The following is a 2,244-nucleotide window of genomic DNA, read 5'->3' on the forward strand; positions in this document are numbered from 1 at the left end:
AGCTTTCAAATGAAGTATTTTCAAGGCATGACAAAGGCATCTGTAAAACTATTGTATTTCATTGCCGTCGTGCAATAATCGAGATAACAGAAAGTTTCCTGTTTGTTATCTCTAGACATAATGCCAAAATTAGGGTCTGTGGTACTTTTACAAATTTGCCTAGTTTTCTGTTACCTCCTCTCTATCTTTTAAAGCTTTTTCCCATGTGACTTTCGGTCTTTTTCAATTGTTCGGTTGAGTTCATCTACATATTCTCTAGTTTCCACTTCTACTTCTTGACGAGTAAATTTATGTTTATTGGCGCTTGGCTTCCAAGTGGGTAGAGTCTGTGAGAAGAACATTTCCACCGGCCATCTTATGATTCGTGGCTTGAAGAACGTTATCATCAAAAATTTCTTAGAAAAGGTCGATACCTTTAAAATGAGTTCGTCGATTGTGTCCATGAAACTACACTAACTCCAAGTACTTTTTATTTCTTCTTGTTGATCTTTATTTATTTTTTTACATATTAAAGTATTAGAACGTAGATCCTCGTCGTATAAGATACTAACAAGTAATTGTTTACCCATTAATTGAGGAAACTTATTTACTTCAAGTACATTTCTTCAAAATTTTTTAGAAATGCTACAGGCGTGAAACAACTTAGTATGTTCTTACATTGCAATTCATGGAAGGATGTGACCGTTATAACTTATAATTATTTTTATTGTCCATAATTGAAAAAAGTAAACTCTTATCATGTACACTTTTCGTTGAAAATCATTAAATATAGTAAGCTTCATGTAAAATTCCTTGAGTCCAACTTCTCTGTAGTTGGACTCCAAATATAGATTCAAGGGGAAATTTTATGAAAATAAATGAAATTAAAGGTGCATACAATGCGATATATAGTCTCGGAGAAAATTGTATACCCGCTTTAAAACTAAGAAAGTTTAACTTGCGGGAATTTGCAGGTCCTTTAGATTGGGTTGGTTCTCCAAATCTACCAAAGGTAACTAACCTATTAAGAACAAACTTTTCAAATTTTCTCATCTCCGACCATTTAATAGTTCCACAGTATGCATCTGATGAAGATCTTCTTGTAGTTGATACCGTTAATCACATATCGTTTAATCATGATTTTAAAACTCATGAGAATACACTGAACCACCTTCCAAGCTTACCACAAGTACAAGCAAAGTATGAAAAGCGTATTAATCATTTTATTGAAACACAATCCAATTCAGAACGTTTATTATTTATACGAACAGAAGCTAATATAAAAGATACTTTAGAATTAGAAAATATATTATCCCAATTAGTAAAATATAACTTTTGTATTCTTATTGTTAACCATTCTAAAGTAACAGAAATAGTAGAACTAGATTGGAAAATCAAAAATGTATGCGCAATCGAAATGCCAAATGAGGAAATTTGGGAGGGTAATGATTTACTATGGGAGCGTATTTTTCAAGGTATAACATTAATTTCAGATAAATTTAATTGAAAAAGTAGGGACAGTATGAGCCAAAAGAAACAGAACCTAACAATTTTTCTCCATATACCCAAAACTGGAGGTACAACACTTAATTCAGTATTTACTCGTCAATATACAGTAAAAGAATTCCATAATCATGATTTATTTGATCGGAAGATCATTCCTTTATCCGAATTAGATAAGGAGCATAAAAAAAGAATTAATGCCATTTCTGGACATCATTTTTATGGTATACATGAACATTTCAATAAGCCCTATCGTTATTTTACAATGCTTCGTCATCCTGTCGACCGTGTTCTGTCTCTTTATTATTATTTAAAGGAGAACGACTATCCTGGATACGAATGGATGAAGGAAATGACTCTGGAAGAATTTGTAGAAGCAACTCCTGAAGCACAAAATAATCAAACTACTCTTCTGTGTGGATACCCCATAAATCCAGATGTGAATATAGCAAAAGAAAGAATAATGTCATTTGATATGGTCGGAATAACAGAATTGTTTAATGAGTCACTATATTTGTTTAAAAAAACTTTCAAATGGCACAATATACAATATAGAAAAATGAATATGACTAAATCTAGATTAACAAAAGAAGTATTACCTGAAGAAACCTTAAGGCTCATTGAAAAATATAACGAAATGGATATAGAAGTTTATGATTACGCAAAAAAATTACTTTTAAATAAACTGGACAATCTCTCCATAAAAGAAAAACGAACACTTCAACAATTAATAGAAAAACAAAAAAATCTATAAAAATAAAT

At 31.1% G+C, this 2,244-nt stretch carries 2 protein-coding genes and 1 pseudogene; 2 read left to right on the plus strand and 1 reads right to left on the minus strand.

The window, feature by feature from the left end; all coding sequences use genetic code 11:
* Window positions 1–23: 23 nt before the first annotated feature.
* A pseudogene (locus tag AC0B9F_RS37920) lies at window positions 24–435 on the minus strand (IS5/IS1182 family transposase); the annotation flags it as partial.
* A 412-nt stretch (window positions 436–847) separates the two neighbouring features.
* On the opposite strand from AC0B9F_RS37920, the gene AC0B9F_RS37925 reads away from it, so the two are divergent.
* Window positions 848–1,486, plus strand: a complete 639-nt coding sequence (locus AC0B9F_RS37925) for a DUF1796 family putative cysteine peptidase (RefSeq protein WP_127742011.1) — start codon at window positions 848–850, stop codon at window positions 1,484–1,486.
* 15 nt (window positions 1,487–1,501) lie between these two features.
* Window positions 1,502–2,236 carry a sulfotransferase family 2 domain-containing protein gene (locus AC0B9F_RS37930; RefSeq protein ID WP_404764489.1) on the plus strand — a complete coding sequence of 245 codons (735 nt, stop codon included), beginning with the start codon at window positions 1,502–1,504 and terminating at the stop codon, window positions 2,234–2,236.
* Window positions 2,237–2,244 lie beyond the last annotated feature (8 nt).

Source organism: Streptomyces sp. NPDC097129 (genome assembly GCF_055668065.1).

Coding starts and splice junctions, on each gene's coding strand:
- AC0B9F_RS37925 (WP_127742011.1), top strand. CDS start 848: ATGAAAATAAATGAAATTAAAGGTGCATACAATGCGATATATAGTCTC.
- AC0B9F_RS37930 (WP_404764489.1), top strand. CDS start 1,502: ATGAGCCAAAAGAAACAGAACCTAACAATTTTTCTCCATATACCCAAA.